Genomic DNA, 23,669 nt, shown 5'->3' on the forward strand with positions numbered 1-23,669 from the left:
CCACTAGGCTGGTGCTGCAGCCGCATATCCCGTCCGGTGGATCGCTGGACGCCTGAAGATTGGTCAGAGTTTTGAAACTTGAACTCCGAGGGATCACAAAACGCTTCGGCACCCTGCTCGCAAACGACCACATCGACGTGGTGGTTGAACCCGGACAAATCCACTGTCTGCTGGGCGAAAACGGGGCCGGCAAATCCACCCTCATGAACGTGCTGTACGGGCTGTACGAGCCCTCCGAAGGCGAAATCCTCCTCGACGACAAGCCGGTGTCCTTCCGCGGACCGGGCGACGCCATGGCCGCAGGCATCGGGATGGTGCACCAGCACTTTATGCTCGTGCCGGTCTTCACGGTGGCCGAGAACGTTGCCCTGGGCGCTGAACCCACCAAGGCGGCCGGCTTCCTCAACCTGGACGAGACACGCCGCCGGATCAAGGACATTTCCGACCAGTACGGGTTCGACGTTGATCCCGACGCACTGGTGGAAGACCTTCCGGTGGGCGTACAGCAGCGCGTGGAAATCATCAAGGCACTGGTCCGCAACGCCAAGGTCCTGATCCTCGACGAACCCACCGCCGTGCTGACGCCCCAGGAAACCGATGAACTCCTGGACATCATGCGCCAGCTCAAGTCCGCCGGCACCTCAATCGTTTTCATCTCCCACAAGCTGCGGGAGGTCAAGGAAGTATCGGACACCATCACCGTGATCAGGCGCGGAAAGGTGGTGGGCACGGCCGAGCCTTCCGCCCCCACCACGGAACTGGCTTCCATGATGGTGGGCCGTGCGGTAAGCCTGAACCTGGACAAGGCTCCGGCCAAGCCCCAGGAGAAGACCTTCGAGGTCCGGGGCCTGACGGTGGTGGCCCCCAACGGCCAGCACGTGGTGGACGGACTCAGCTTCGACATTGCCCGCGGCGAGATCCTGGCCATCGCGGGCGTCCAGGGCAACGGGCAGACCGAACTTACCGAGGCCATCCTGGGACTCCAGGAGCGGGTATCCGGTTCCGTAACGCTCGACGGCAAGGAACTCCTGGGCCGCCCCGTCAAGGAAGTCCTCAAGGCCGGGGTCGGGTTCGTCCCGGAAGACCGCAAGGTGGACGGACTGGTGGGGACGTTTTCGGTGGCGGAAAACCTGGTGCTGGACCTTTATGACAAGCCCCCGTTCGCCAAGGGCATCAGCATGAGTCCGGCAAAAATCCTGGAAAACGCCAAGGCCCGCATCGGCGAGTTCGACGTGCGGACCCCGTCGGCGGCCGCGGCTGCCGGCACCCTCTCCGGCGGCAACCAGCAGAAGGTGGTGATGGCCCGGGAGCTCTCGCGGCCGCTGCGGCTGTTCATCGCCTCCCAGCCCACCCGCGGCGTGGATGTGGGATCCATCGAATTCCTGCACCGCCGGATCGTGGCAGAACGCGACCAGGGCACCCCGGTGATGATCATCTCCACGGAACTGGACGAGGTGATGGAACTCGCGGACAGGATCGCCGTCCTCTACAAGGGCAGGCTGGTGGGCATCGTTCCGGCCGGCACCAGCCGCGACACCCTCGGCCTGATGATGGCCGGCATCCCGCCCGAGGAACACGCACACACGTCCCAGGCCGGCCAGCGCCCGGCTTCCACCCCTGACGCCGAGGGAGACGACCATGTCTGACAAGCATCCCCCCAAGCACGCGGACGGCGGGCACGGCACCACCCCGTCCGGCAGGCACCACCACACCACCCCTGCCGAGGAGGAAACAGCAGCCGTCGTCTCCGTGGACACCGCCGGCGGCGCCATGGAGCCCTCCGCCGTCCCGGCAACAGCCCAGTCCGGGCAGTTGCCGGGCGGTCCGGACACCCTGCTCCGCAGGATCTTCACCGGCAGCGGCATGGTCTCGGTCCTCGCGGTGCTGCTGGCCCTCATCATCGGCGGCCTGCTGATCGCCAGTACCGACCAGCGCGTGGCAACCACAGCCGGCTACTTCCTGGCCCGGCCCACCGACTTCCTCGCAGCGGTCTGGGATGCGGCCACCCGTTCCTACATCGCCCTCTTCCAGGGCTCGGTGTTCAACCCGCGCGGCAACAGCGTGGCCGCCCAGTTCGCACCCTTCATGGAGACGCTCACCATTGCCACGCCGCTTATCACGGCCGGCCTGGGCGTGGCACTGGCTTTCCGGGCGGGGCTATTCAACATCGGCGCCCAGGGCCAGATCATCGTGGCCGGCATCTTCGCGGCCTGGGTAGGCTTCGCACTGCACCTGCCCTTTGGCCTGCACCTCCTCCTGGTCCTGGTGGCCGGCATTGCCGGTGGGGCCCTGTGGGGCGGACTGGTGGGCGTCCTCAAGGCCCGCACCGGCGCCCACGAGGTCATCCTGACCATCATGTTCAACTACATCGCGTTGTACTTCCTGCGGTACCTGTTGAACACACCGGCGTTCCAGCGGCCGGGGGAGTCGAACCCGATCTCGCCGATCCTGGACCCCACCGCCGTCTACCCCCAGATCCTGGGCACCCAGTACCGGCTCCACCTTGGCTTTATCCTGGCCATCGCAGCCACTGTCCTTGTCTGGTGGCTGCTGAACCGCTCCACCGTCGGCTTTGAATTCCGGGCCGTCGGCGCCAACCCCAAGGCAGCCCAGACCGCCGGGATCAACGTCTCCCGGTCCACGATCCTGGTGATGGCCATCGCCGGCGGACTCGCCGGTATGTCCGGCGTCGCGCAGGTGGCCGGAACGGAAAAGGTGCTCACGGATGGCGTGGCCGCCACCTACGGCTTTGACGCCATCACCGTTGCACTGCTGGGACGTTCGACGCCGTGGGGCACGTTCGCCGCCGGCCTGCTGTTCGGCGCCTTCCGCGCCGGAGCGGTCCAAATGCAGATCCAGACCGGCACACCGATCGACATCGTGCTGGTTGTCCAGTCGCTGATTGTCCTGTTCATCGCGGCGCCGCCCCTGGTCCGGGCAATTTTCGGCATGAACCCGCGGCGGAAAAAGCCCGCGCGTGCCGCCAAGTCCCGGCAGGCCGCCACAACCGGAGGTGCAGCATGAGCACAACAGTTTCCTCGCCCAGGCCTGGCACGCCCCGGCATGCCGGAGCGCCGGACAACCCGGCCGCCATGTCCGCCAAGCCGGTCAGCTGGAAGACACCCGTGTTGCTGGCCGCCTTCGCCCTCATCGCACTGGTGTTCTTCGGGTTCCTCGCTCCCAACCGGAATGCAAGCTTCGGCATCTCCACCGGTGAAGACTTTTTCCAGCTGCCCGCACTGGACATCAACGCCTTCGCCGGCGGCATTGTGCTGTCCGCGCTGCTCGTGGGGCTGGCGGCCTATTCCATCTACCTCAAGACGAAGGGACGGCCCGCTCCCGGCTGGTTGACCGTGACCTTCATCGTCCTGTTTGTGGCTGCATTCCTCATCTGGGTTGTGGGCGGCGCCCGCACCCCCAGCATCTCCCTGGCCGGCCTGATCGCCGGTTCGGTCACCCTGGCCGTGCCGCTGGTGTTCGGGTCCCTGTCCGGCGTCCTGTGCGAACGGGTGGGCGTGGTCAACATCGCCATCGAAGGCCAGCTGCTGGGCGGTGCCTTCACGGCCGCCATCGTGGCCAGCATGACGCAAAACCCGTTCATCGGGCTGCTGGCCGCCGCCGTTGCCGGCGCGCTGGTGTCCATGGTGCTGGCCCTGTTCAGCATCAAGTACCTGGTGAACCAGATCATTGTGGGCGTCGTCCTGAACGTCCTGGTTTCCGGCGTCACCGGCTTCCTCTTCAGCACCGTCATGCAGGAGGACAGCGACCGGTACAACTCCCCGCCCGGCCTGGACGCCATCGAAATCCCGGTCCTGTCGAGCATCCCCATCATCGGCCCCATCCTGTTCCGGCAGACACTGGTGGGCTACCTCATGTACATCGCGGTCCTGGTGGTGTGGGTTGGGCTGTTCAAGACCAGGTGGGGCCTGCGGGTCCGTGCCGTCGGTGAACACCCCCAGGCGGCCGACACCCTTGGCATCAACGTCAACGCCACCCGCTTCTGGAACGTCACCCTGGGCGGTGCGGTGGCCGGCATTGGCGGCTCCTTCTTCACCCTGGTGGCCATCGACAGCTTTACCAAGGAGATTTCCGGTGGCCGCGGCTTCATCGCACTGGCAGCCCTGATCTTCGGCAGGTGGAACCCCATCGGGGCTTTCTTCGCGGCGCTCCTCTTCGGGTTCGCGGACAACCTGCAGAGCATCGTCACCATCATCGGAACCCCGGTGCCCAGCCAGTTCATGGCCATGCTGCCGTACCTGGTGACTGTCCTCGCCGTGGCGGGGCTGGTGGGCAAGTCCAGGGGGCCCGCCGCCAGCGGCATCCCGTACGTCAAGGGTTGACGGCCGTGGAAGGAACAACCGTGGACTGGCAGGCCCTGGAGGCCGCCGCCGTCGCGGCCATGAAGAACGCCTACGCGCCCTACTCAAAGTTCCCGGTGGGGGCTGCGGCCCTCACCGGCGACGGCCGGATCGTCAGCGGCTGCAACGTGGAGAACGCCAGCTACGGGCTGACCCTGTGCGCTGAATGCGCCCTGGTGGGCAACCTGCAGATGACCGGCGGCGGACGGCTGCGCGCCTTCTACTGCGTGGATGGCAGCGGCAACATCCTGATGCCCTGCGGCCGCTGCCGGCAGCTCCTGTACGAATTCCGCGCCCCGGACATGGAACTCATGACCACCCAGGGCATCAAGACCATGGACCAGGTGCTGCCAGGAGCCTTCGGTCCCGAACACCTCGAGGAGACCCGGTGACTGACAGCAAAGCTGAAGCCTTCGATGCCGTTGACATCATCCGCGTCAAGCGGGACAAAGGTACCCTGAGCCCGGAGCAGATCGACTGGACCATCGACGCCTACACCCGCGGCGTCATAGCCGACGAGCAGATGGCCGCGCTGAACATGGCCATCCTGCTCAACGGCATGAACCGCACGGAGATTGCACGCTGGACCGCCGCGATGATCGCATCCGGCGAGACAATGGACTTTTCCAGCCTCCGCCGGCCCGACGGCGGCCTGAAGTACACGTCGGACAAGCACTCCACCGGCGGCGTGGGGGACAAGATAACCCTGCCGCTGGCGCCGCTGGTGGCGGTGTTCGGCGTCGCCGTGCCACAGCTCTCGGGCCGCGGCCTGGGGCACACCGGTGGAACCCTGGACAAGCTGGAGGCCATTCCCGGATGGCGTGCCACCCTCAGCAACGAGGAAGTGCTGGCCCAGTTGCAGGACGTGGGCGCGGTAATCTGTGCCGCCGGAGCCGGGCTGGCTCCGGCGGACAAGAAGCTCTACGCGCTGCGCGACGTCACCGGAACCGTTGAAGCGATCCCCCTGATTGCCTCCTCGATCATGAGCAAGAAGATCGCCGAAGGCACCGGATCCCTGGTCCTGGACGTCAAGGTGGGAAGCGGGGCGTTCATGAAGGACGAAGCCTCGGCGCGGGAGCTCGCCGAAACCATGGTGGCGCTGGGTAAGGACGCCGGGGTCAACACCGTGGCCCTGCTCACCAACATGAATACCCCGCTGGGGCTCACGGCGGGCAACGCCATCGAGGTGGAGGAATCCGTGGAGGTGCTCGCCGGCGGCGGTCCCGCCGATGTAGTGGAGTTGACGGTCCGGCTTGCCGAGGAGATGCTCGCCGCTGCCGGAGTGCACGACGCCGATCCCGCCGCCGCCCTGAAGGACGGCCGTGCCATGGACGTCTGGAACAGGATGATCGAGGCGCAGGGCGGCGATCCGCGGGCGGCGCTGCCGGTGGCCAGGGAATCCGACGTGGTGTACGCCCCGGCGGACGGGGTGCTTGTGGAGCTCGATGCCCTCGCAGTGGGTGTGGCTGCCTGGCGCCTGGGAGCCGGACGTGCCCGCAAGGAGGACGCGGTCCAGGCGGGAGCGGGAGTCCGGCTGCACGCCAAGCCCGGTGCCGTGGTGCGGGCAGGGGAGCCCCTGATGACCCTGCTTACGGACACGCCTGAGCGTTTTGCCCGGGCCAGGGAAGCGCTGAAACACGCGGTGGTGATCGCGCCCGCGGGATCGCGGCCGGCACAGCGGCTGATCCTGGACCGCATAGCATAGGAACCCATGCAGGCCATCAATGACTTTATCCTCGCCGCAGCCGGGCAGCCGTGGGTGCTTTTCCTGGTGCTGGCATGCTGCGTCATTGACGGCTTCTTCCCGCCCATACCCAGCGAGTCCGTGGTGGTGGGCCTGTCGGCTGTCGCCGCAACCGCGGATGTTCCCAACCCCTGGCTGCTGATGCTGGTGGCTGCCTTGGGCGCCTTCACGGGGGACAACATCGCCTACCTCATCGGCCGCCGGGTGGGAACCACCCGGTGGTCCTGGATGCGGGGGCCGCGGATGCAGAGCGCTTTCCGCTGGGCTGGCAGGGAACTGCGAAAGCGGCCTGCCTCCCTCATCCTGGTTGCGCGCTTCGTTCCCATCGGCCGCGTTGCGGTCAACCTCACCGCGGGGGTGACCCATTATCCGCACCTGCGGTTCGTGGCACTCACTGTCCTCTCCGCCACCCTCTGGGCCGGCTACTCAGTGGGCATCGGGCTCTTCTTTGGGCAGTGGTTCGAGGATAACCACCTGCTCGGCGCAGTGATCGCCATCATCTGCGCGGTAGCGCTGGGGATCGTGGTGGACCTGGTGGTCAACAAGGTGCGGCGCGAGCCCCACGTTATCGAGCGGATGCGCGAACCTGAGCCCTGACGGCAGGCCGGCCAGCCGCCGCTCAGCTTTCAGCACGAGGCATGGGGCACCGGATATCAACCGCAGGGACGAGGCCTTCAGGCCGCTCTGGAGCATAGCGTGGAAAGGGTGTTCCCGGGGCCGGGGCGTAGCGAACGACGCCCCGGCCGTGGGACACTTAGGGACGATTTCCGCTATGGCAGCGTCGCTTTGGCTGCGTCATCAGGTGTAGGAGCAAGACCGCGTGGAGTTTATTAATGAGGCCGTGCTCCATGCAGCGGGCCAATGGTGGATTTACCCGGTCCTGCTCATCTTTTTCTTCGTTGACGGCTTCGCCATGGTGGTCCCCAGCGAAACGCTCATCGTGGCGCTGGCTGCCTTCTCCCGTCACAGCGGGGAACCCAACCTCTGGATCCTCGGAACCACGGCGCTGGTCGGTGCAATCGCCGGCGACAACATGGCTTTTATGCTGGGCCGCAGAATCGGGCTGGACCGGTGGAAATGGATGCGCCGCCCAAAAGTCCGCAAGGCTTTCAGTTGGGCACGGTATGAACTGGACAAGCGCGGCGCAGTGCTGATCTTCACGGCCCGGTACATTCCCTGGGGCCGCGTCGCCGTCAATTATGTTGCCGGCAGCACGGGCTTCGCGCACCGCCGGTTCTTCCTGCTGGACGCCTTCGCCTGCATTACGTGGGTGGGGTACTCCATCGGCATCGGCCTGCTGGCCAGTTCCTTTCCCTGGCTGCACCACAATCCGCTGCTCAGCGCCGGGATCGCCGTGGTCTTCGCGATTGTCCTGGGAATCCTCATCGACCACGGGCTCCGCTGGTGGCATAAGCACCTTGCGCGCAATGATGCCAAAGAGGTGGACGAGTGGCTCGACGGCGGGCCCTCCGGAGCCCGAAGCGGCGCCTCCGGCTCAACCCTCATGGCGCCGTCGGCGGACGGCGGCCCTGCCGCGTCCTAGCCGTTGGCTTTGAATCCCTGCCCACCCTAAGGTGGGAACGTGACTGAGCCTATTGTTGACGCTGCCCCTGCCATCGATTTCGACCTGAAGAACCTGCCCAAGGTTTCCCTTCACGACCATCTGGACGGGGGCCTCCGTCCGGCAACGATCATCGAACTGGCTGAGGCCGTTGGCCACACCCTTCCATCCACCGATCCTGTGGCACTGGGCCAGTGGTTCCGGGAATCTGCCGACTCCGGCTCGCTGGTCCGCTACCTCGAAACGTTCGACCACACCGTCGCCGTCATGCAGACGCGCGAAGGCCTGGTCCGGGTGGCCAAGGAATTCGTCGAGGACCTGGCGGACGACGGCGTGGTGTACGGCGAGGTCCGGTGGGCACCCGAACAGCACCTGCAGAAGGGCCTCACGCTGGATGAAGCGGTGGAAGCGGTCCAGGAAGGCCTGGAAGCCGGGGTCGAAGCGGTGGGGGAGAGCGGCCGCGAGATCCAGGTGGGCCAGCTGATCACGGCCATGCGCCATGCCGACCGCGGCCAGGAGATTGCCGAACTCGCCGTCCGCCACCGGAACAAGGGCGCTGTTGGTTTCGATATCGCCGGTGCCGAGGACGGCTTCCTGCCGTCCCGCTTCCGGGACGCCTTTACTTACCTGGCCCGGCAGAACTTCCCCGCCACCGTGCACGCGGGGGAGGCCGCCGGGCTGGAGAGCATCCAGTCCGCGCTGGTGGACGGCCGCGCCCTGCGCCTGGGCCACGGCGTCAGGATCGCGGAAGACATCATGGTGGAGTTCGACGACGACGAAGACGCCGGGGAAACCGTCGGGCTGGTCACGCTGGGCGACCTCGCCAGCTGGATCCGCGACCGCGGCATCGCGCTGGAAGTCTGCCCCTCCTCCAACCTGCAGACCGGCGCGATTGCCGGTTTCGGCGAAGGCATCGAAAGCCACCCGCTGGACATGCTGTACCAGCTGGGCTTCAACGTCACCATCAACACGGACAACCGGCTCATGAGCGGCGTGACCCTCACGGACGAATTCGAACTCCTGGTGGAGACATTCGATTACGACCTGGACGACTTGCTCGAACTGACCCTGAACGCTGCCGAGGCCTCCTTCCTGCCCCTTGAGGAAAAGGAAGCGCTGGTGGAGTACATCAACGACGCCTACGCCAACCTTGGCTGAAACCCCCGTCGAGCGGCTCCTCACGGTAATAGCGCAGCTGCGCGAACACTGCCCGTGGATGGGCGCGCTGACCCATGAGTCGCTGGTGGAATACCTGATCGAGGAAGCCTACGAAGTGGCGGAAACCATCGAGGCAGGACATCCCGACGCCGAGCTGCAGGGCGAGCTGGGCGACGTGCTGCTCCAGGTTGTGCTGCACGCCCGGCTCGCCCAGGAGCGCGATTCATTTACGTTCGACGACGTGGCGCGCGGCCTGGTTGCCAAGATGGTCCGCCGCAACCCGCACGTCTTCAGGCCGGACGGTTCCCTGCAGGACAGCTTTCCGGCCACCGTGGAAGAGATCGTGCACAAGTGGGACGCCGTCAAGCGCGCGGAACGCCCCGAGCGGAACGACCCGTTCGAGGGGATCCCGCGGGCGCTTCCCGCCCTCGCCCGGGCGCAAAAGTCCATCGACCGCGCCGCAAGGGCCGGGTCTCCACACGCTCAACCACCGGTGGTTGGGTCCGGTAATACCAAAGCCGGCCCCTTCGCAACCGAAGACGAGCTCGGGGACCACCTGTTCGCCGTCGTACGCTCCGCCCACGCCGCCGGTCTCGATGCCGAACGCGCGCTGCGCGGTGCCGTCCGCCGCTACCAGCAGCAGGAAACGCAGCACCAACACCCATCATGACGTCCGGTGCGGGTGAAGTTTCCGTAACCCGCACCACTCTCGACTACGCTGGTCCCTGACGAGTACGTCGAGTTTTCGGCCAGATTCCCCGTTAATCGCCCATAAGGAGCAAATTCATGGCGCTTATCGATGCCATCCACGCACGCGAGATCCTCGATTCCCGTGGCAACCCGACCGTGGAAGTCGAGGTCCTGCTGTCCGACGGCCAGATCGGCCGCGCAGCAGTCCCCTCCGGCGCTTCCACCGGTGAGCACGAGGCAGTCGAACTGCGTGACGGCGACAAGGGCCGCTACCTTGGCAAGGGAGTCCAGAAGGCTGTGGACGCCATCATCGACCAGATTGCCCCGGCCCTGACCGGCTTCGACGCCACCGACCAGCGCAGCATCGACCAGGCCATGCTGGACCTGGACGGCACCGCCAACAAGGGCAAGCTGGGCGCCAACGCCATCCTGGGCGTCTCCCTGGCCGTGGCCAATGCCGCAGCAGCTTCCGCCGACCTGCCCCTCTACAAGTACCTCGGCGGCCCCAACGCCCACGTGCTGCCCGTTCCGCTGATGAACATCCTGAACGGCGGCTCGCACGCTGACTCCGACGTCGACATCCAGGAATTCATGATCGCCCCGATCGGCGCCGAGACCTTCTCCGAGGGCCTGCGCTGGGGCGTCGAGGTCTACCACAACCTCAAGTCCGTCCTAAAGGAAAAGGGACTCTCCACAGGGCTCGGCGACGAGGGCGGTTTCGCCCCGAACCTGCCCTCCAACCGTGCAGCCCTGGACCTGATCCAGGAAGCCATCAAGAACGCCGGCTACACCCCGGGCAAGGACATCGCACTGGCCCTGGACGTTGCTTCCTCCGAGTTCTTCAAGGACGGCGGCTACCAGTTCGAAGGCAAGTCCCTGAGCTCCGCGGAGATGAGCGCGTACTACACCGAGCTCGTCTCCGACTACCCGCTGGTCTCCATCGAGGACCCGCTGGACGAAAACGACTGGGACGGCTGGAAGACCCTGACCGACGCCATCGGCGACAAGGTCCAGCTGGTGGGCGACGACCTCTTCGTCACCAACCCGTCCATCCTGCAGCGCGGCATCGAGACCAGGACCGCCAACTCGCTGCTGGTCAAGGTCAACCAGATCGGTTCCCTGACCGAGACCCTGGACGCCGTCAGCCTGGCACAGCGCGCGGGCTACACCACCATCACCTCGCACCGTTCCGGCGAAACCGAGGACACCACCATCGCCGACATCTCGGTGGCCACCAACGCCGGCCAGATTAAGACCGGCGCGCCGGCCCGCTCCGAGCGCGTGGCCAAGTACAACCAGCTGCTGCGCATCGAAGAGGAACTCGACGACGCCGCACGCTACGCCGGCCGCAGCGCGTTCCCGCGTTTCAAGGGCTAGTAGCCGCGTAAACCAACGGACGGTGGCTATGGTTGAAAGACCATAGCCACCGTTGTTGTTTCAGCCCAGACAGTGGCGGCCCAGGCAGGCCGCGTTTCAGGAGTGTCATGGCTACGCGCCGTCCCAAAGTCCCCAAGGTCAGCCCCGCCCGTTCATCCGGGGAGAACAACGACGGCGGGTCCCGCCAGGGCGCGCACGTGATCCAGGCGGATTTCGGCTCAGGCAAGGATGGCTCAGGCCAGGACAGGGCAGGCCTGGGGCCGGACGCCGGCGGCTCCGCGGCGAAGGGCCGCAGCGGTGAGCGCAAGGAAGGTCCGTCCCGCCCGGACGCTGCCCGCACGGGCAGCAGCGCAGCCAGCGGAGATTCCGCGGCGGAGGACCAGCATCCCGTGCCGGCCAAGGCCTTCTCAGGCCGGATGCTGGCCCTCGCAGTGGTGATGATCGCCATCACCATCATGCTGGCGCCCACCGTCAAGATCTTCTTCGACAAAAAGGCCGAGATCGATGCGCTGAACGCCGACATCGCCGCAAGGGAGGCTGAAGGCGACGCCCTCCGCCAGCAGGTGTCCCGCTGGCAGGACCCCAACTACGTGAAACAGCAGGCCCGCGACCGCATTAACATGGTTATGCCGGGTGAAACCGGCTACTGGGTTTTCGGCAGTGATATGCCCGCCGCGGAAACCAGTGGCCAGACCGCCGCGGCAGCACAAGACCCCGCCGATCTGCCGTGGGTGGATTCCCTGTGGGAGTCCATCACGCGCGCGGCCACAGACTGAACCGCCACAGGAAGGACGGCCCGCGACAGTGGAAAACAGCACGGAAGCCGCCCGGGAGGAATCCCGCCAGCCATCCCCGCACGACCTCGAAGTACTGAGCCGGCAGCTCGGACGTCCGGTACGCGACGTGGTGGAAATTCCGGCCCGCTGCATCTGCGGCAATCCGCTGGTGGCTGCAACGGCGCCGCGCCTGGGCAACGGTACCCCGTTCCCCACCACCTTCTACCTGACGCATCCGGTCATCACCTCCGCTGTGTCCCGGCTTGAAGCAGCCGGCACCATGAACGCCATGAACGAGCAGCTGGCAGCGGATCCCGGCCTTGCCGCCGCCTACCGCTCCGCCCACGAGGCCTACCTGGCGGCCCGAAACTCCATCGGGGAACGCGCGGGCATCGGCGCCGTGCCCGAAATCGAGGGTGTGTCTGCCGGTGGCATGCCCACCCGGGTCAAATGCCTGCATGTCCTGGTGGGGCAGTCGCTGGCAGCCGGCCCCGGAGTGAACCCCCTCGGCGACGAGGCGCTCCGCCAGATCCGCGAATGGTGGACGCAGGACAAGTGCTATTGCGACGGCGCCTGGGACACCACCGGCGAAGCACCCTCGAAGGACCTGAGCCGGCACGGGCCCCAGGGCCTGCCGGATATCGTGGGCCGGCCGGCACCCGTGAGGAAGTCCGCCACCCAGTCGGAGGCAGCCCAGTGACCCGGGTAGCCGCCATCGACTGCGGTACGAACTCCATCCGCCTCCTGATCGCAGACATTCAACGGACCAACGGCGCAGCCACCCTCCAGGACGTGATTCGGGAGATGCGCGTGGTACGGCTGGGCGAGGGCGTTGACGCCACCGGCGAACTGGCGCCGGAAGCGCTCGAGCGTACCTTCGCGGCCGCAGCGGACTACGCCCGCCTCATCCGTGAACACGGTGCCCGGGCCGTCCGTTTTGTTGCCACCTCCGCCAGCCGGGATGCCCGCAACAGGGACGTCTTCGTAGCCGGTATCCGCGATCTCCTGGGCGTGGAGCCGGAAGTGATTTCCGGTGAGGAGGAAGCGGCACTGTCCTTCGCAGGGGCCAGCAGCGTGCTGCCCATCCTTGACGGGCAGCAGGTCCTCGTGGTGGACCTTGGCGGCGGCAGCACCGAGTTCGTTCTGGGTACGGCGGCAGGAGTCACCGCAGCGAAGTCCGTGGACATCGGCTGCGTCCGCCTTACCGAACGCCACCTGCGGAGTGATCCACCCACCGCTGAACAGATCGCGGCGGCGGAAGCCGACGTGGACGCAGCCATCGCCCGTGCCGGACAGGACGTTCCGCTGGAACGCGCCACCGCCGTCGTCGGCGTTGCCGGCACCATCACCACCATCACCGCCCACGCCCTTCGGCTGCCCGAGTACACCCCGGACATCATCCACGGCACCGAGCTTCCCATCGACACCGTCCGTGCAGCCTCCACCGACCTCCTGGAGATGGTCCGGTCCGGCCGTGCCGCGCTGCCGTACATGCACCCCGGCCGCGTGGACGTCATCGGGGCGGGAGCGCTTGTCTGGCGCCGCATCCTGGAACGCCTCGGCGGACTCAGCGGCGGACGGATCACCACGGCCACAGCCAGCGAGCACGACATCCTCGACGGCATCGCCCTGAGTATTGCCCCGGGCTTGGGCTGAGTTCCATGCAATCCTCCACCCACCCGATGCTTCAGAGGACAGGAGCCGCGCTGCTGGCCCTGGTCCTGGCTGGCTGCTGCCTGTGTACCGGCCTGATCACCGCGCCGGCGGCTCGGGCGGACGAGTGGCGGGACAAACAGTACTGGCTGGCGGAATCAGGTATCACCAAGGCCTGGGAAGTGTCGAAGGGCGCGGGGGTGAAGGTGGCCGTCATCGACAGCGGTGTCGACGCCGGGCACCCTGACCTGAAAGGCGCCATTGTTGGCGGTTACGACGCCTCGGGCTCCGGGCAGCCTGACGGGCAGAAGAGCGTCGGCGCAAAGCCGGAACACGGCACGCTGGTAGCCACCATGCTTGCCGGACGGGGCCACCAGTCCGCAGGTGCCACACCCACGCCCGCCCCCGGGCCGGCAGCCCAGGCTCCGGACGGAATTATGGGAGTTGCGCCGGAGGCGCAGATCCTCGCGGTCTCCACCTGGCTTGGTTCCCCCAACCCCTCCGGGAAGAGCGACCAGGACCAGATCCCCGAAGCAGTGCGCTGGGCAGTGGACAACGGCGCCAAAGTCATCAATATCTCGCTTGGCAGCAACACGCCGGAATGGCCGCAGAGCTGGGACGCTGCCTTCCTCTACGCCGAGCAGAAAGACGTGGTGATCGTGGCCGCGGCCGGGAACCGGATCGGCGGCAACACCCAGGTTGGCGCTCCTGCCACCATTCCCGGTGTCCTGACCGTCGCCGGCCTCGACCGCACGGGAACGGCCAGCGTCGATGCATCCTCGCAGGGCATCAGCATCGGTGTGGCTGCGCCGGCCCAGAACCTGCTGGGCGGGCTGCCCGGCGGCGGCTACGCCGAATGGGCGGGAACGTCCGGCTCCACGCCTATTGTTGCCGGCGTTGCAGCCCTCATCAGGTCAAAGTGGCCTGCGATGACTGCAGAGCAGGTGATCAACCGGATTGTTTCGACGGCCAAGGACGCCGGGCCGCCGGGCAAGGACCCGCTTTACGGCTACGGCATCCTCAACGCCGAGGCAGCACTGAAAGCCGACGTACCGGAGGCCAAGGCCAACCCCCTGGGAACGATTGCGGAATGGATCAGGGTGCACCGGCGGGGCAACCTCGCCACTCCAACCCCCGTACCCAGCGCCGAAGTGCCCAGCGCAGCGCCAACGCTTCCCAACCCCACTGTGCCCGCAGCAGAGGCTCCGTCACAGCGGGACACCGCCATCGGCGCCGCCGTCGTTATCGGTTTCGCCCTGCTGTTCGTTGCCATCATCGCGGCAGCAGCAGTGCAGCTGCGCAGGGCAGCGGGGGACCCGGCCCTCGCGGCGTCGGAGGACCCTGAAACGGGGGCGTTGGAGAAGGTGGATTCGGGGCAGAAGCCCTAGCATTACGCACCTGCGGAGCAGTTAGTGAAGATTTTCACAAACTGCGCTATCCTTAAACTATGGCAACCACCCCAGAGCTCCAGGACCGTCCCAGGGTACTCGTCGTCGGCGGCGGGTACGTCGGCCTGTACGTAGCACTCAAACTGCAGAAGAAGATCGCGAATGCCGGTGGCATCGTCACCCTCGTGGATCCACTGCCTTACATGACTTACCAGCCGTTCCTGCCCGAGGTGGCAGGCGGCAACATCGAGGCACGCCACGCTGTGGTCTCCCACCGCAAGCACCTCAAGCAGACCGAACTGATCCAGGGCCGTGTGACCTCGATCGACCACGCCAACCGCACGGCCGTGGTTGCACCCTCCGACGGTGGCGAGAACTTCGAAATTCCCTACTTCGACGTCGTCCTGGCGGCAGGCGCCATCACCCGCACCTTCCCCATCAATGGCCTGGCGGACAAGGGCATCGGCCTGAAGACCATCGAGGAAGCCGTTGCACTGCGCAACAAGCTCCTGGAGCGCATCGAGGTTGCCTCCACGATGACCGATCCTGCCGCCCGTGCCAGGGCGCTCACCTTTGTGGTGGTGGGCGGCGGCTTCGCCGGCATCGAATGCATCACCGAGATGGAGGACCTGGCCCGCGCCGCTGTCCGCAACAACCCCCGGATCAAGCAGGAGGAAGTCCGCTTCGTCCTGGTGGAAGCTATGGGCCGCATCATGCCCGAGGTCACCGCAAAGCAGGCCGAGTGGGTTGTTGAGCACCTGCGCAGCCGTGGCATCGAGGTCCTGCTGAACACCTCGCTGGACAGCGCCGAGGGCACCCTCAAGCTCATCAACCTGCCGGACAAGACCCCTGCCCAGGAATTCGAAGCCGACACCCTCGTCTGGACTGCCGGCGTGCAGGCCAACCCAATGGTCCGCTCCACCGACTTCCCGCTGGAGCCCCGCGGCCGCGTCCGCGTCCTCCCGGACCTGCGTGTTTCCGGCGACGAAGGCATTGTTGAAAACGCCTGGGCTGCCGGCGACATCGCCGCGGTCCCGGACCTCACCGGCAAGGGCCTCCCGGACGGCACCTGCGTGCCCAACGCCCAGCATGCCCTCCGCCAGGCCAAGCGCCTTGCCAAGAACCTTTGGGCTTCCCGGTGGGAGAAGCCGCTGAAGGACTACAAGCACAAGAACCTGGGTGCTGTGGCCGGCTTCGGCGAGTGGAAGGGCGTTGCCAACATCAACTTGGTGGGCAGCATTGGCCTCAAGGGCGGGCTCGCCTGGCTGGCACACCGCGGCTACCACGGGCTGGCCATGCCCACGTTCGAGCGCAAGTTCCGGGTGATCTTCAACTGGATCATCAGCTTCTTCGCCGGCCGCGACACCACCCAGCTGCTGGACCTGGACAACCCGCGCGGCGCGTTCGTCGCTGCCGCCACCCCCGCCCCCAAGCCGGCTGCTGCTTCCGCGCCTGCAGCTCCCGCCGCGGGCGGCGCCGGCTCCACGGCAGTCCAGCCGAAGGAATCGGTTCCGGCCCGGGCCAAGTAGTAACGCACAGCGTACGACGGCGGCTGTCCCCTTGCGGGGGCGGCCGCCGTTCTGCATCTCCCGGGTTGAAGGCGCCTCGGTATGCCGAACCTTTCGCCCGGCCGTAACGGGATACCATTGACCCGGCGCCCCAGTGGCCCAATTGGCAGAGGCATCGGACTTAAAATCCGCGTGTTGTGGGTTCGAGTCCCACCTGGGGTACAGAACGGCAGCCGGCGGCGAAGAAGGCCGCCGGACCGAAGGCCGCCCGCACCCGCGGGCGGCCTTCTTCGTTTAATTCCACATATGCAACGACTGTTATAAGGATGTGACCTCTCTCACTTATGTTCGCCGGGGATATGCATTAGCTTGAACCTGAATCAGGAATCCCTGATTTTTCGTGTCAAAGGCCGTTCGCACCTTTAGATCGAGGAGCTCGTAAATGACTTTATTCCCCAAGTCGGGAACCCGCGTTGCCAGGCTGACAGCGCTTGGTATCGGCGTCGCCTTCATGGCAACGGCTTGCGGCGGTTCGTCCACACCCACGGCAACCGAGACCAACACCGGAGGAGCGGCAGGAATTGCGTGCCCCGAACCCGGCGCCACGGGCGGCAACTCAGCCCCGGCAACCGGCGCAGGCGGCGCGGTGCCGCCGTCCAAGGGCTCGACTGAGACTCCGCTGAAGCTCGGCTCGCTGCTGCCCACCACGGGTTCCTTGTCTTACCTCGGCCCGCCCGAAATTGCCGGTGTCAACCTCGGCGTCAAGGAAGTCAACGACGCCGGCGGTGTCCTCGGAAAGCCGGTGGAAGTGATCCACCGCGACTCGGGCGACACCAAGACGGATATCGCCACCCAGTCGACGACGGCGTTGCTGGGCCAGGGCGTCAATGCCATCATCGGTGCAGCCTCATCCGGTGTCTCCAAGACCGTCATCAACCAGATCACCGGTGCCGGTGTCGTCCAGTTCTCCCCGGCCAACACCTCCCCGGACTTCACCACGTGGGATGACAAGGGCCTGTACTGGCGCACCGCTCCCTCCGACGTCCTGCAGGGCAAGGTCCTGGGCAATTACATGGCAACGTGTGGCGCCCAGACTGTTGGCATGATCGTCCTCAACGATGCCTACGGCACCGGCCTGGCCAAGAACATCAAGGAAGCCTTCGAATCCGCCGGCGGCAAGATTGTTGCCGAGGAGCTGTTCAACGAGGGCGACACCCAGTTCAGCAGCCAGGTGGACAAGGTCCTCGCTGCCAAGCCCGACGCGATTGCCCTGATCACCTTCGACCAGGCCAAGAGCATCGTTCCGCTGATCAGCGGCAAGGGCTTCGAGTCCGGGAACATGTTCCTGGTTGACGGCAACACCGCCGACTACAGCAAGGACTTCCAGCCCGGAACACTGGAGGGTGCACACGGCACCTTCCCGGGGACCTTCGCCAATGAGGCTTTCACCAAGAAGCTTCTTGAAGTTGATCCGGCGCTGAAGGACTTCACGTACGGTGGCGAGTCCTACGACGCCGTGAACCTGATTGCCCTGGCGGCCGAGGCGGCGGGCAGCACCAGCGGTCCGGAAATCGCCAAGCAGCTCAAGGCAGTCTCCGAGTCCGGCGAGAAGTGCAACAACTTCGCCTCGTGCGTCACGCTGCTGCGCGAGGGCAAGGACATCGACTACGACGGACAGTCCGGTCCGGTGACCTTCTCGGACGCCGGTGACCCGACCGAAGCGTACATCGGTATCTACCGGTACACGAACGACAACAAGCTCGAGCCCGTCCAGGCGGAGTTCGGCAAGCTGTAGGAAGCCTGCATACAGCACTGGAGCCCCCGTCCAACCGGACGGGGGCTCCTTTGTGTCCTGGAGAGTTGTTGCTACTCGACTGTGTCGGCCAAGGTGCCGAGGTAGAGCTGGATGACCTTGGGGTCCTTCATCAGTTCGCGCCCGGTGCCGGTGTAGGCATCCCGGCCCTGGTCCAGGACGTAGCCGCGGTCGCAGATCTGCAGGCAGCGGCGGGCGTTCTGTTCCACCATGATCACGGATACGCCCGCACGGTTGATCTCGTGCACGCGCAGGAAGGTCTCGTCCTGCTTGACGGGGGAGAGGCCGGCTGAAGGCTCGTCCAGCAGGAGCACGGCCGGGTCCATCATCAGGGCGCGGCCCATCGCCACCATCTGGCGTTCGCCGCCGGAGAGCGAACCGGCCCGCTGGGCACGGCGCTTCCCCAGTTCGGGAAAGAGGCTGGTCACAAAGTCGAAGCGCTCGGCGAAGTCCTTGGGCCGCTGGAACATGCCCATCTGGAGGTTCTCCTCGATGGTCAGCGTGGCAAACACGTTGTTGGTCTGCGGGACGAAACCCACCCCACGGGTGACCAGCTTGTTCGCCTTGAGCCCCGTGATGTCCTGGCCCCGGACCACGACGGTACCGGAGTGCACCTTCACCAGGCCGAACATGGCCTTCAGGAGGGTGGACTTGCCGGCGCCATTGGGGCCGATGATGCCGATCAGTTCCCCCTTGCGGGCCTCGATGCTGCATCCGTTGAGGATGTTGACCCCGGGAAGGTATCCGGCTACCAGGTCCCTGACCTTGACGACGGCGTCGCCATCATTGACGGGCTGGGCGGCGGGGGCTGTGCTGGTGCTGCTGCTCATTGGCTGTCCTTCTCTGCACGGTGCTCTGTGATGTCCCGGTCCGTACTGCCGAGGCGGCTGCTGCGGCCCGCATTTGCCGTACCCCGCGGGCTGCCCTCCTCTTCGTTCACGGTGTCCAGTGAGATGATCCCGGCGTTTTCGGTGCCGACAATCGACTCTTTGTCGGCTACCAGTTCGGCAGCGAGCTCCTTGATGCCCTCGGAGTCGCCCAGGTCGACGTCGTGGTGGGCGCCCAGGTATGCATCGATGACCGCGGGATTCTTCATCACTTCACCCGGAGGGCCTTCCGCAACCACCTTCCCCTCGGCCATGACCACCACCCAGTCCGCGATATGGCGGACCATGTGCATGTCGTGCTCGACGAAAAGGACCGTCATGCCTTCGGCCTTGAGGTTCTTGATGTGGTCCAGCAGCGACTGCGTTAGGGCGGGGTTGACGCCGGCCATGGGCTCGTCCAGCATCACGAGCTTGGGCTGCACCATCAGGGCCCGGGCCATCTCCAGCAGCTTGCGCTGGCCGCCGGAAAGCGACGCCGCGTAATCGTCCTTTTTGGTATCAAGCTTGAACTTCTCGAGGAGTACGTTCGCCTGGGCCGTGATCTCCTTTTCCCGGTTGCCCCAGATGCCCTTGAACAGCGCCTTGGCGAGGCTTTCGCCGGGCTGGTTTGCCGCTCCCAGCCGCATGTTCTCCATGACGGTCAGTTTGCCCATGACCTTCGTCAGCTGGAAGGTGCGGACCATGCCCATGCGCGCCACTTTGTAGGGCGACACTCCGGCCAGGCTCTTGCCCTCGAACTGCCACTTCCCGCTGTTGGGCGTGTCAAAGCCAGTGAGCAGGTTGAACAGCGTGGTTTTGCCGGCTCCGTTGGGTCCGATCAGGGCTGTGATCTTGTGCCGGGGGATTTCGAGGTAGTCGACGTCCACCGCGTTGATGCCGCCGAAGCTCCGGGTGACGTTTTCCGCGACCACGATGGGGTCCCGTTTCTTGCAGCCCGGGCCTGTTTCTCCGGCGGCTATGGGGCGGGTGTCATTCATGTAGTCCCACGTGCCCCCGCCCGCAGTTTTCGCTTCTTCGCTGTGCATGCTCATGCGAACGCCAGCTCCTTCTTGTTTCCAAAGACGCCTTGGGGCCGGAAGATCATCAGCAGCATCAGGGCGACGCCAACCAGGATGTAGCGCAGCTGGCCCGCCTGGACGGTGTTCAGCCACGTGACGGCGCCTGATTCAATCAGGCCGTAGAGGATGCCCTGGGTGAGCGAGAGGACCACCCAGAAAATCATGGCGCCGATGACGGGTCCCAGGACGGTCGCCAGTCCGCCGAGCAGCAGGCAGGTGTAGAGGAAGAACGTCAGCTCCGTGCCGTAGTTGGCCGGCTGCACCGCTCCGCGGGGGAGCGTGAAGACCATGCCGGCCAGTGCACCGAGCACGCCGCCGATGATCAGTGCCTGCATCTTGTAGGCGTACACGTTCTTGCCGAGGGAGCGGACGGCGTTCTCATCTTCGCGGATGCCCTTCAGCACGCGCCCCCAGGGGCTGCGCATCAGCAGCCATACGAGGGTACAGCACAGGATGACAAGGGCCCAGCCAACCACGCGGATGAAGAAGTCCCGGTTGTTCATGCCGAAGTAGTCGCCTGCGGGAAAGGGGTTCATGGCGTAGAAGCCGCCTTCGAACGCCGCAAGGCCGTTGGCTGAACCGGTCACCGAGGTGAGCTGGTTCGTGGTCACGATGTAGCGGACGATTTCCGCGGCGGCGATGGTTACGATTGCCAGGTAGTCCGCCCGGAGCCGCAGGGTGGGGATGCCGAGCAGCAGGGCAAAGGCGGACGAGGCAACGACGGCGATCAGGAGTCCCACGAAGAACGGTACGCCGAAGGTGAGGGTTGAGATGGCGAAGCCATAGGCGCCCACCGCCATGAAGCCTGCCTGCCCGAAGTTCAGCAGCCCGGAGTACCCGAAGTGCACAGCGAGACCGAGCGCGGCAAGGGCGTAGGCGGCAGTGGTGGGGCTGAAGATTTCACCGGCGGCACTGGCAAGAATGAATCCAAAATCCACGGCTGTTTCCTAACCCACGCGCTCGCGCCGGCCCAGGATGCCCTGGGGCCGGAACAACAGGACAACGATCATGATGAACAGCGCTCCTACGTACTTGAGGTCGGCGGCGAGGCCGAACACGGTGGTGAGCTCCACGAAAATGCCCACGATGATGGACCCCACCAGCGCGCCGAAGACCGTTCCCAGCCCGCCGAGGGTGACGCCGGCAAAAATCAGCAGCAGGATGGCCGACCCCATGTCGAACGTGACGCCTGGCCGGTAGTAGGCCCACAGGATGCCGCCGAGTGCCGCGAGCATGCCGCCCGTGATCCAGACCAGGCGGATGACCCCGTCAACGTCGATGCCGGAGGCAGCCGCCAGCGCGGGGTTATCCGCTACTGCACGGGTGGCCTTGCCCAGCCGGGTCTTGAGCAGCACCAGGCCGAGCAGCGCGATGACCACGGCGCTGATGCCCAGGGACCACAGGTTGTTGGGCGAGATGGACACCGGACCCAGCTGCACTTCGGGGCTTTGGGCGAAGGGCAGCTGCTGCGTGGCGCCGCCGAAGTAGAACTGGATGACGTAGCGCACGGCCAGGGCAAGGCCGATGCTGACGATCATCATGGGAACCAGGCCCGTGCCCCGGCGGCGGAGCGGCCGCCAGAGGCCCCGGTCCTGGGCATACCCGAAGAGGGCGCCGCCCAGCAGGGACAGGACCAGCGCCAGCCAGAAGGGCAACCCCATGGCGTTGAAGGTGAAGACCAGGACGGCGCCCAGGGTCACCATTTCGCCATGGGCAAAGTTGGTGAGGCCGGTAGTGCCAAAGATCAGCGACAGTCCCACGGATGCCAGGGCGAGGAGGAGGCCGAAGCTCAGCCCGGCCACCAGGCGGTTCAGCAGGTTTTGCCCGAAGTCCTGCTGCTGCACCACGATGCCCTTGCCGAAGGCGAAGATCACGGACAGGTTTGAGGTTTGGCTGAAGGTGACCTCGCGGGGGTTCTCCTGCCCCTCGGCCAGGGTGATGCCTTCCGGCAGGGTGGATTCATCCAGTTCCACCGTATAGGTGCCCTGCTCGGGCACACCGATGTTCCAGGATCCGTTCGCGGACGACTTGGCAGTGCCGGTGAAGTCGCCCTTGGTGGCGGTGATGGTCACGTCCGCCAGGGGTGCGCGGGTGTCATCGCGGAGGAATCCACTGATGTTGTTCTGGAAGGTCTGGTTCGTCGGGGATGGCGTCGGTGAGGGGGAAGCGGCCTGGGTTGCCGGAGCGGCAACCAGGAGGAGTGCAAGGATGGCAGCGCTGATGGCACCCAGCAGCCCTGGCAATCTCCGGCGTCGTGCGGCCGGCTGGCCTTGGGGTGTACTTCTCAAATTGAAAAACCTCCACTTGGGGGCGGTCTCGGCTGCGCCTTAACAGCCGCTGCGAACGGACGCAGGGCGGGGAGGCGCCATCTCGCCCGGCACCGTCACGGGTGTGAGTTCCGTCACCCTGCTTGGCTTATGCTACAGCGCGCAGGATGCGCTAAATGGCGAGGTCCAGGCCTTATTGGTAGCGATCAGGTAACAACTCGCGGAATGCAACACCGCGGCATCGCTGAAACCTGCTGCGAAACCTTTGTTGAGCCACGGTGTCTGTTCCTCCTGCCGGGGGCGGCAAGATTCCGAGCCGCCGGCTCCCGTGGGTCCAGACTGGGTTACGGTTGCGTTGCACCCCCGTTTTGGCGGGAACTTTCAGAGGTGCATTGGCGTGGTAATTGGTAGCGTAAACCTTAAGGTTCACAACACACCCACATGGAGGAACTCCGCAATGGCACTTGGCGGCAACCCGATCTTCAACGGAAGAAGTTTCCGAGGAGCCACGCAGGCACCGCCTGTCCCGCAGGCTCCCTACGGACACAATCCTTACGGCCAGCCGGCCTACGGACAGCAGCCCTACGCCCAGGCCCCCTACGGCCAGCAGGGCTGGAACACGCAGCCCATGAGCGATGAGCAGCTGCGCCAGATGTACAACCAGCCTTCGGCCGGTCCTGTGGACACCGGACGGATGACGTTCGACGACGTCATCGTCAAGACGGCCGCTTGCCTCGGCGCGGTCATCGCAGGCGCGGCGGTCACCCTGGTGGTGGGCATGGGCCTGGCGTCGCTTCTGATGATCGTCGGCGCCCTCGGCGGCTTCGTGCTGGCGCTGGTCAACACCTTCAAGAAGCAGCCCTCGCCGGCGCTTATCCTGGCCTACGCAGTCCTCGAAGGTTTCTTCCTGGGCGGCCTGACCCGGATCCTTGACGCGCAGTTCCCCGGCGTCGGCCTGCAGGCGGTTATCGGTACGCTCTCGGTCTTCGCCGTGACGCTGGTGCTGTTCAAGAGCGGCAAGGTCCGCGCCACCCCGAAGGCCATGCGGTTCTTCATGATCGCCATCATCGGTTACCTGGTGTTCTCGCTGGTCAACATGGTGATGATGTGGACCGGTGCGGTGCAGGAGCCGTTCGGCCTGCGCACCAGCGTGGAAATCTTCGGCATCCCGCTGGGCGTCCTGATCGGCCTGCTGGCCATCGGCCTGGCCGCGTTCTCGCTGATCATGGACTTCACCAGCATCGAGGAGGGCGTCCGCAGCGGCGCTCCGCAGCGCTTCTCCTGGACCGCGGCCTTCGGCCTGACCGTCACCCTGGTTTGGCTGTACGTGGAAATCATCCGCCTGCTGGCCATCCTCCGCGGGGACGAATAACCGCAAAGGCGGCCGCCGCCGTCGTGCGAGCCTTAAACAAGAAGGGCCCCACCTCAAGG

At 65.8% G+C, this 23,669-nt stretch carries 21 protein-coding genes and 1 tRNA gene; 18 read left to right on the forward strand and 4 right to left on the reverse strand.

Annotated elements, in window-relative coordinates; translation table 11 throughout:
- The first annotated feature begins 71 nt into the window (after nt 1-71).
- The 17 genes from FDW83_RS17430 (at nt 72) to FDW83_RS17510 (ending at nt 18,008) form a co-directional block, all read left to right on the forward strand.
- Complete coding sequence (locus FDW83_RS17430; RefSeq protein ID WP_138139343.1) at nt 72-1,646, forward strand: ABC transporter ATP-binding protein; 1,575 nt, start codon at nt 72-74, stop codon at nt 1,644-1,646.
- A complete protein-coding gene (locus FDW83_RS17435) occupies nt 1,639-3,024 on the forward strand; it encodes an ABC transporter permease (protein ID WP_138139344.1) in 1,386 nt (461 codons plus the stop codon). Before FDW83_RS17430 ends, FDW83_RS17435 begins: the two co-directional genes overlap by 8 nt.
- On the forward strand, nt 3,021-4,340 hold the full coding sequence (locus FDW83_RS17440) for an ABC transporter permease (protein WP_138139345.1): 1,320 nt from the start codon (nt 3,021-3,023) through the stop codon (nt 4,338-4,340). The genes FDW83_RS17435 and FDW83_RS17440 overlap by 4 nt, the downstream gene beginning before the upstream one ends.
- 5 nt (nt 4,341-4,345) lie before the next feature.
- Nucleotides 4,346-4,750, forward strand: a complete 405-nt coding sequence (locus FDW83_RS17445) for a cytidine deaminase (protein ID WP_138139346.1) — start codon at nt 4,346-4,348, stop codon at nt 4,748-4,750.
- Nucleotides 4,747-6,063, forward strand: coding sequence for a thymidine phosphorylase (locus FDW83_RS17450; protein WP_138139347.1), 1,317 nt, complete (start codon nt 4,747-4,749; stop codon nt 6,061-6,063). The genes FDW83_RS17445 and FDW83_RS17450 overlap by 4 nt, the downstream gene beginning before the upstream one ends.
- Before the next feature lie 6 nt (nt 6,064-6,069).
- Nucleotides 6,070-6,699, forward strand: coding sequence for a DedA family protein (locus FDW83_RS17455; RefSeq protein WP_138139348.1), 630 nt, complete (start codon nt 6,070-6,072; stop codon nt 6,697-6,699).
- Between the two features lie 223 nt (nt 6,700-6,922).
- A complete protein-coding gene (locus FDW83_RS17460; RefSeq protein ID WP_138139349.1) occupies nt 6,923-7,645 on the forward strand; it encodes a DedA family protein in 723 nt (240 codons plus the stop codon).
- A gap of 39 nt (nt 7,646-7,684) precedes the next feature.
- The gene (locus tag FDW83_RS17465) at nt 7,685-8,821 is read left to right on the forward strand and encodes an adenosine deaminase (RefSeq protein WP_138139350.1); all 1,137 of its coding nucleotides are present in this window, start codon (nt 7,685-7,687) and stop codon (nt 8,819-8,821) included.
- A 58-nt stretch (nt 8,822-8,879) separates the two neighbouring features.
- Nucleotides 8,880-9,491 (forward strand): MazG nucleotide pyrophosphohydrolase domain-containing protein, encoded by a 612-nt coding sequence (locus tag FDW83_RS17470; RefSeq protein ID WP_138139363.1) that lies wholly within the window; start codon nt 8,880-8,882, stop codon nt 9,489-9,491.
- A 116-nt stretch (nt 9,492-9,607) separates the two neighbouring features.
- A complete protein-coding gene (eno, locus tag FDW83_RS17475) occupies nt 9,608-10,888 on the forward strand; it encodes a phosphopyruvate hydratase (RefSeq protein WP_138139351.1) in 1,281 nt (426 codons plus the stop codon).
- Nucleotides 10,889-10,995: 107 nt separating this feature from the next.
- Nucleotides 10,996-11,664, forward strand: coding sequence for a septum formation initiator family protein (locus FDW83_RS17480; protein ID WP_138139352.1), 669 nt, complete (start codon nt 10,996-10,998; stop codon nt 11,662-11,664).
- Nucleotides 11,665-11,692: 28 nt separating this feature from the next.
- Complete coding sequence (locus FDW83_RS17485) at nt 11,693-12,364, forward strand: DUF501 domain-containing protein (RefSeq protein WP_138139353.1); 672 nt, start codon at nt 11,693-11,695, stop codon at nt 12,362-12,364.
- Entirely contained in the window at nt 12,361-13,320 is a 960-nt protein-coding gene (locus tag FDW83_RS17490) for a Ppx/GppA phosphatase family protein (RefSeq protein ID WP_138139354.1), read from the forward strand. Before FDW83_RS17485 ends, FDW83_RS17490 begins: the two co-directional genes overlap by 4 nt.
- Before the next feature lie 5 nt (nt 13,321-13,325).
- Nucleotides 13,326-14,705: a S8 family serine peptidase gene (locus tag FDW83_RS17495; protein WP_138139355.1), complete on the forward strand. Its 1,380-nt coding sequence runs from the start codon at nt 13,326-13,328 to the stop codon at nt 14,703-14,705.
- A gap of 59 nt (nt 14,706-14,764) precedes the next feature.
- Nucleotides 14,765-16,234, forward strand: coding sequence for an NAD(P)/FAD-dependent oxidoreductase (locus FDW83_RS17500; protein WP_138139356.1), 1,470 nt, complete (start codon nt 14,765-14,767; stop codon nt 16,232-16,234).
- A 127-nt stretch (nt 16,235-16,361) separates the two neighbouring features.
- Nucleotides 16,362-16,435: transfer RNA gene (locus FDW83_RS17505), tRNA-Leu, on the forward strand.
- 220 nt (nt 16,436-16,655) lie between these two features.
- Nucleotides 16,656-18,008: an ABC transporter substrate-binding protein gene (locus FDW83_RS17510; RefSeq protein ID WP_138139357.1), complete on the forward strand. Its 1,353-nt coding sequence runs from the start codon at nt 16,656-16,658 to the stop codon at nt 18,006-18,008.
- Nucleotides 18,009-18,079: 71 nt separating this feature from the next.
- On the opposite strand, the gene FDW83_RS17515 is transcribed toward FDW83_RS17510, so the two are convergent.
- From FDW83_RS17515 to FDW83_RS17530, 4 genes are read right to left on the reverse strand one after another with little or no spacing between them, the layout of a single operon-like run.
- Entirely contained in the window at nt 18,080-18,856 is a 777-nt protein-coding gene (locus tag FDW83_RS17515; RefSeq protein ID WP_138139358.1) for an ABC transporter ATP-binding protein, read from the reverse strand.
- Complete coding sequence (locus FDW83_RS17520) at nt 18,853-19,944, reverse strand: ABC transporter ATP-binding protein (protein WP_138139359.1); 1,092 nt, start codon at nt 19,942-19,944, stop codon at nt 18,853-18,855. The genes FDW83_RS17515 and FDW83_RS17520 overlap by 4 nt, the downstream gene beginning before the upstream one ends.
- Nucleotides 19,941-20,909 (reverse strand): branched-chain amino acid ABC transporter permease, encoded by a 969-nt coding sequence (locus FDW83_RS17525; RefSeq protein WP_138139360.1) that lies wholly within the window; start codon nt 20,907-20,909, stop codon nt 19,941-19,943. Before FDW83_RS17525 ends, FDW83_RS17520 begins: the two co-directional genes overlap by 4 nt.
- Before the next feature lie 9 nt (nt 20,910-20,918).
- Nucleotides 20,919-22,202 (reverse strand): branched-chain amino acid ABC transporter permease, encoded by a 1,284-nt coding sequence (locus tag FDW83_RS17530; protein WP_138139364.1) that lies wholly within the window; start codon nt 22,200-22,202, stop codon nt 20,919-20,921.
- Between the two features lie 493 nt (nt 22,203-22,695).
- Between FDW83_RS17530 and FDW83_RS17535 the strand changes: the two genes are divergently transcribed.
- On the forward strand, nt 22,696-23,610 hold the full coding sequence (locus tag FDW83_RS17535; RefSeq protein ID WP_138139361.1) for a Bax inhibitor-1/YccA family protein: 915 nt from the start codon (nt 22,696-22,698) through the stop codon (nt 23,608-23,610).
- Nucleotides 23,611-23,669: the final 59 nt, after the last annotated feature.

This window comes from Pseudarthrobacter sp. NamE2 (genome assembly GCF_005796205.1).
Taxonomy (GTDB): domain Bacteria; phylum Actinomycetota; class Actinomycetes; order Actinomycetales; family Micrococcaceae; genus Arthrobacter.